The organism is Mesorhizobium sp. M7A.F.Ca.CA.001.04.2.1 (assembly GCF_003998485.1).
GTDB classification, from domain to species: domain Bacteria; phylum Pseudomonadota; class Alphaproteobacteria; order Rhizobiales; family Rhizobiaceae; genus Mesorhizobium; species Mesorhizobium ciceri.
In genome coordinates, this window is record NZ_RZQT01000216.1 from 1 (window position 1) to 6,616 (window position 6,616).

Consider the following 6,616-nt stretch of genomic DNA (forward strand, 5'->3'; position numbering starts at 1 on the left):
CCGCCTGGTTGGCGCGATCCTGCTCGAACAGAACGACGAATGGGCCGTGCAACGCGCCAGATACATGACGCTGGAAACCATCAGCCAAATGAGCGATGATCCTCTCATCAGCCTGCCAGCCGTCGCATGCTGATCAGCCCGGCCTCATGCCGGAGAGCGCGGCGACCAAGCCGTCAGCTACACCACTCCCTGGGACACGATCACGGCTCTCCCTTATGTGACTTTCGACAGCCACACTTTGGCACATTGCGATGCCGGGAGCGGAGGCCGTCCACCGCATCAGGTCAGCCGCAATCGGATTCGTCATACCATGCTCTTGAGAGCGGCACCGTCGATTGACTAGTCGATCTGAGAGAGCTTTTCGGAGTCTTCCCGCGATCGTGCTGCTGCTGGTCCTCCTCCCCGCGGAGGGATCTTGTCCGCTATTCATGCACGATGCTGGGCAATCGATACCTTCTGTTGGGTTGTCGAGTCCGCGCCACGGTGATGGTCGGTCTCGCTTCCGGGGCTTACTGCTGCACTCTCATTTAAGCCTCTGAATAATATGTAGAACGATTCTGACGATTCTTCGAAGACTCTTTTCACGCAGTTGGCACGACTTTTGATTCTCCCTTATTGCAAGCCGGCACGAACTGCCGACCGAAATCCATGTCGTGGGTGACACGTCGTCGACGTAACGAAGGGAGGCAGCATGTCAGGTCCGTGCCAAATCGCATTTTGAGAGGCCGTTTTCGTCCTCGGATGGGAGTTTCAATTCAGCTTTGTTGGGACCGAGCGTTTCGAAGCGCTCGTATTAGACTTATGAGTGGTTTCAATGTCGGTCTGCGCGGCCGCGCTTTTCGCGACGTGTTCGCTTTCATCACTCGCTATTGGGTCCGACAGGCGGTCCGGCTCGCAGGCATCATGGCGGCTGTGCTTGCAGCAACGGTGGCTGACACCTTGACGCCGCTCTATTTGGGCCGTCTCGTCGATGCTGTGACCTACGGTGCTGCCGTCGAAGTGATAGCATGGAATGCTGCCCTTGCAGGTTTCTCCATGCTGATTGCGCTCGCGCTCGGCGCCGCCATCATGCGTCAAGTCGCCTTCATCGGCAGCATCAGTCTGACTTTGACGATGATGTCCGATATCTCGAGCGAGGCGTTCCGCCACGTTCAGCGCCTTTCGACCGACTGGCATGCGAACAGCTTCGCCGGCTCAACGGTGCGCAAGATCACTCGCGGCATGTGGGCGCTTGATCTCTTGAACGACACAATCCTGGTCGCGCTGTTCCCTTCGCTCATCACGCTCGTCGGTTCGACCGTGCTGCTTGGCTGGTACTGGCTGAGCATGGGCCTGATCCTCGCCTGCGGTTTGCTCGTCTATCTCGCACTGACGATCGCGCTGTCGCTCTGCTATGTCGCGCCGGCGGCGAGCCTCGCTAACAGCTGGGATACCCGACTCGGGGGTGAGTTCGCGGACGCGATCAACTGCAACGCGGTGGTCAAAGGCTTCGGCGCCGAGGTGCGGGAAGACGAGTACCTTGCGAAGGTCATCACGAAGTGGCGGCATCGGACGCGTCGGGCCTGGATACGCGAGACGATCAACAGCGCGACCCAAGGCGTCACATTGCTCGTGCTGGAGGCGGCGGTGATCGGCTATGCCCTGCTTCTGTGGTCGCACGGCCGGGCAACCCCGGGCGATGTCGCTTTCGTAGTCACCTCCTGGTTGGTGCTGCAGGGCTATCTGCGCGATGTCGGCATGCATGTCCGCAACGTCCAGCGCTCGGTCAACGACATGGAGGAGTTGGTCGATGTCCACAGACAGCCGCTCGGCGTTGCCGACCGTCTGGGAACCAAGCCGATCGGGATCACGAAGGGACGTATCGACTTCGAGAACGTTTATTTCCAATATAGCAACAATATATCGTGGCTCTATAGCGGTTTCTCGGCATCAATTAAGGCCGGTGAGCGGGTTGGATTGGTGGGTCCCTCCGGATCCGGCAAGACCACGTTTGTGAAGCTCATCCAGAGGCTGTACGACCTGAACGGCGGCCGGATCCTCATAGACGGCCAGGACATTTCCAAAGTGACCCAGGCGTCGCTTCGTTCGCAGATCGCGATCGTGCAGCAGGAGCCGGTCCTGTTTAACAGGTCGCTTGCCGAGAACATCGCCTACAGCCGGCCCGGTGCGAGCAAGGCCGAGATCGAGGAAGCGGCACAGTTCGCCAGCGCGCATGAGTTCATCACACGCCTGCCGAAGGGCTATGGGACGCTGGTGGGCGAACGCGGCATGAAACTTTCCGGCGGGGAACGCCAACGGGTGGCGATCGCACGCGCCTTCCTCGCGAATGCACCGATCCTGATCCTGGATGAGGCGACCTCAAATCTCGATTCGGAATCGGAGGTGCTGATCCAGAAGGCAATGGAACGGCTAATGGTCGGCAGAACGACGCTGGTCATTGCCCACCGGCTCTCGACGGTACGTGTGCTCGAGAGACTGCTCGTCTTCGATCGCGGCCGCATCATCGAGGAAGGCAACCATGCTGCCCTGATCCGCCTAGACAACGGCCTTTACCGCCGTATGTTCGAGCGACAGGCGCTGGAGCTGATGAAGGGGCTTGTCTGAAGCGAAAGCGGAGCGCTGTTCAATGAGGGCGGCTTCCATTTTCTCTCGGCAGAGTCGTATCCGCCGCTTGGGAACGGCGGGCAACCGACACCAACTGTCGAGTTTGTCGAGTCCGCGACACCGAGGGCTGTTCGGTCTAGCTCCTGCTGCACTCCCGTTAAGTCATTGAATGTATGCATGGGATTTCTTCTGAAACCTTTTTTCCCGCAATAGGCACGGTTTTTGAAACTCCCTCGTTGCGAGGCGGCAGAAGCCAGGCGACCGACCTTCATGTCGTGGGTCATCGCGATGGGAACACCGATATGCGGGCAAGTCCTGCCTTGCGGGTGGCTTTCAGGGCAGGCTCCCGCCGCAGCTTCCACGCTGCATGTGATGGACGACGCCTTGGACGCGGATCGTGTGAAGATCGAACGGGGAGATACGGCATTGCGAAGAACATTGAGACGGACCATTGAAGGCTTTCCGGCAGTGGAAAGCCGTCGACCAGATTTCACTGCGGCGGCTGGTCTTTTTACTATTGTCGCCGCAATCGCTACCACTGCCTTGGCAGCCCACCCACAACAACTTGAGCAGGAGGAGGTTACGGTCGAATCGATCCCCACCGGCACCAAGAAAGTCTATCTGGCCGATATGGCTGCCAGCCACAATGTTGATGGTCGCCTGTATATTCTCAGAACCGACGATCTTAAATTTCTGGGGATTGTCAGCACTGGCTTAGACGGGATGATTTACCTTCCCCACCACGAAAGCGAAATTTACGTCGCCACCACGTATTACTCGAAACTGACGCGTGGCGAGCGCTTTGATCTCCTCCAGATCTATGATGCCTCGAGCCTTGCGCTCAAGGAAGAAATCGAGATTCCGAAGACTCGTGCGCAAGCTGGGAGCTATCGGCCGCTCATGCAGGGTTCCGCCGATGATCGCTTCGTCTTCATCCAGAATGCCACGCCGGCAACTTCCATCACTGTCGTAGACATGAATGCCAAGGCGGCCACTGCCGAGATTTCGAACGACGGCTGCTACGGCACCTATCCGGCAGCGGGAAATCCGTTACGCTTTTCCACGATTTGTGGTGACGGCACCTTCGGCACTTACACGCTGTCGCAGGACGGCAAGAGTGCCGAGCGCAAGTCGAGCACAAAGCTCTTCGACGCCGACGAGGATGCATTGTTCAGCCACGCCGAGCGGGACGGCCAGAGTTGGCTGTTCATCTCCTACGGTGGCACGGTGTACAGGGTCAAGTCGGAAGGCGAGACCGTGGAGCTGCTCGAGAGGTTCCCGCTCAACGAAGGAGTGGAAGGCAGCTGGCGCCCAGGGGGGGCCCAGCCGATCGCCTATCATTCCGGTTCCGGCGTGCTTTTTGTGCTGATGCATTCCGGCGGTGCGGAGGGCAGCCACAAGAACCCGGCGGAGGAAATTTGGGCCTTCGACGTGCGGAAAAAGGCATTGCTATCGCGTTCACCTACCACAGCAGCGACTTCCTTGACTGTCTCCACCGCCGAAACACCAACCCTGTTTGCCATCAACCCAATCGAAACTACGGTGACCCGCTACATCGCTGATCCTGCAGCGGAGTTTGCGCTGACGGAGACAAATGTCGAGAAGGTGGGTGAGACCGTCGTCCAGGTCGAGGCAGATTGAGCGCCATGCACGAACTCGATCCCCTGGCCGTCGGCACCTCAATCGGACTCCTCGTTTTGGTGTTCGCGCGCGCCATTCTTCACAAAATTACAGATTACGGGAAGTTGCGGCAAACGGTCATCGATTATCGTATCGCGCCGGAGCGATTGGCCGGTCCTGTCACTGCCGCGCTGACCTGCGCCGAAAGTCTCACGCTGGCATCGCTGCTCACGCCGGGCTTTAGAGGCGTCGGAACGCTGGCGGCGGCGTTGCTTTTATTGGCCTATGGCGCAGCGATGGCGATCAATCTGGCCCGTGGGCGCACAAGCATTGATTGCGGCTGCGGCGGCCCAGGTCAGAGCATCTCCTGGATACTTGTTGGCCGCAACGTCCTGCTTGCCGGCTTTGCTGGAGTCGCCGCCGCGCCGGTGGTGGTCCGGCCGTTCGATGTATCTGATGTAATGCTGATGCCAACGGTCCTCGGGGCGGCTTGGCTGCTTTTGCTCGTTTGCGAGAGGCTGCTGCAGACCTTCTCACATGTACGGTCAGTCGGCGCCTACCGCCGCGGATATAAGGGGCGAACATGACACATCAGGCGCTGGCTGTCACAGTCTTCATTTTAGGGCTCCTTGTGACCGCCTTGTTGATCGTCGTTCTGGCGCTCGCCCGGCAGGTGGGAGTCCTGTTTGAGCGGGTCGCACCGATGGGGGCGCTCATCACTGATTCAGGCCCCCGCATCGGCGATTCAGTTCCCAAGATGGACCTGACGACGCTCGACGGCCGCTTGATCGCCGTCGGTGTCGCCGGGGACCGAAGCCAGCTCTTCTTTTTCGTTTCGCCGGACTGCCCCGTCTGCAAGCGACTTTTGCCCATCCTTAAATCGGCCCGGACGGCGGAAGCGGGCTGGCTTGACGTGGTGCTCGCCAGCGACGGCGAACGCACCGTCCACGAGCGTTTCGTTCGCGAGCGCGGCCTTGGAGACTTTCCTTATATTCTATCTCGTGACCTTGGTTTGATGTTTCGTATCAGTCGGCTCCCCTTCGCAGTGCTGATCGATGGATCCCGTGTAGTCCGCGCGAAGGGCTTGGTAAACAATCGCGAACAGCTCGAGAGCCTTTTCATCGCGAAGGAAATCGGTTCGCCGTCAATCCAGCATTATCTGGACAGGGCGGCCGTAAAATGAACGTCGAGATTCTTTGGGGGCACACATGTTGAAGAAGTTTTCCAGGCTCATTACCGCTTTCGACGACTTTTCGGAGGCCGGAATCCGGCGCTCCGCTCAGAGATTTGGACGACGCAACTTTCTGTCGATCCTAGGTGGAGCCTTGGTTGGCGGAACAACGCTGCCCATGCTGCCCTTCAATCGAAGCGGCGGACGCGCGCATGCGCAGGGCGCGGACGACGATACGGCGTGCGAATACTGGCGCTATTGCGCCCTTGACGGTTTCCTATGCACCTGCTGCGGCGGGACGGTCTCATCCTGCCCGCCGGGGTCGGAAGCCTCCGCCGTCACTTGGGTGGGAACCTGCCAAAACGCCCACGACGGCAAGGCCTATCTCATCAGTTACAACGACTGCTGCGGAGTGACGTCCTGCGGGCGCTGTCCTTGTAACTACAACGTCGGCGAGCGACCAGGATACCGCATGGGCGTCCATAACGATATAAACTGGTGTATGGCCAATGACCGAGGCATTTATCATTGTACTGTCGCTGCCGTGATCGGCGTGTCGGCGGGCGGCTGACCACGCATGGGTATCCCGCTAACCCTCCTGACCGGCATGGTAAGCGCGGGACTGCTGAGCTTCACGGGGCACGCGTTTCCCGGCAGCGATTCCCCGCAGACCCTCTACCTGCTGCGTTGCTCTGGCTGTCATGGCATCGACGGTAGTGGCTCGAAGACCGGCCGTGTGCCCGGGCTCGCGGGCATCAACAAATTGCTCCTGCATCCCGAGGGGCGAATGTTTCTCGCCAATGTGCCGGGCATCGAGAACTCCGGCCTGTCGGATAGTCAGATCGCCCAGCTACTGAACTGGGCGCTCGATCATTGGAGCGATCGCTCAATCAGTGACATTGGCCCGCCGCTGACTGGCGATGAAATCAGGCGTCTTAAGAACATTCCCGTGGACGATCTCACTCGCCTACGCGGCCGCATCGCGGATGACCTCGCAGCTCAAGGCATCGATATCGGGTCTTATTCGGCGCAGTGAGTTCAAATCGGCACCAAACGGGGAGCTCGCCCAGATCCGACCCAAGACTCTGGAAAAGAGGCCGCGCCCACAGGGAGATAGTAGGCAAATGGCATGGGACGACGAACGTCTTAGAGCTCTTCGCAACAAATATGGAGAAGGCGATAGCGGTGAGCCGTTCGATCCAAAGTTCCGTCGTATGGCCA

Annotated in this window: 6 protein-coding genes and 1 pseudogene; all 7 read left to right on the plus strand. The window is 59.3% G+C overall.

What is annotated here, in order from left to right:
* A pseudogene (locus EN955_RS33180) lies at positions 1-133 on the plus strand (IS256 family transposase); the annotation flags it as partial.
* 668 nt (positions 134-801) lie between these two features.
* Complete coding sequence (locus EN955_RS33185; protein WP_024505876.1) at positions 802-2,604, plus strand: ABC transporter ATP-binding protein; 1,803 nt, start codon at positions 802-804, stop codon at positions 2,602-2,604.
* A 270-nt stretch (positions 2,605-2,874) separates the two neighbouring features.
* A complete protein-coding gene (locus tag EN955_RS33190) occupies positions 2,875-4,245 on the plus strand; it encodes an amine dehydrogenase large subunit (RefSeq protein ID WP_024505877.1) in 1,371 nt (456 codons plus the stop codon).
* Positions 4,246-4,250: 5 nt separating this feature from the next.
* Positions 4,251-4,811, plus strand: a complete 561-nt coding sequence (locus tag EN955_RS33195) for a MauE/DoxX family redox-associated membrane protein (protein ID WP_024505878.1) — start codon at positions 4,251-4,253, stop codon at positions 4,809-4,811.
* A complete protein-coding gene (locus EN955_RS33200; RefSeq protein ID WP_024505879.1) occupies positions 4,808-5,407 on the plus strand; it encodes a redoxin domain-containing protein in 600 nt (199 codons plus the stop codon). Before EN955_RS33195 ends, EN955_RS33200 begins: the two co-directional genes overlap by 4 nt.
* Positions 5,408-5,432: 25 nt before the next feature.
* The gene (locus EN955_RS33205) at positions 5,433-5,966 is read left to right on the plus strand and encodes a methylamine dehydrogenase light chain (RefSeq protein ID WP_081714483.1); all 534 of its coding nucleotides are present in this window, start codon (positions 5,433-5,435) and stop codon (positions 5,964-5,966) included.
* A 6-nt stretch (positions 5,967-5,972) separates the two neighbouring features.
* The gene (locus EN955_RS33210) at positions 5,973-6,431 is read left to right on the plus strand and encodes a cytochrome c (RefSeq protein ID WP_024505880.1); all 459 of its coding nucleotides are present in this window, start codon (positions 5,973-5,975) and stop codon (positions 6,429-6,431) included.
* Positions 6,432-6,616: the final 185 nt, after the last annotated feature.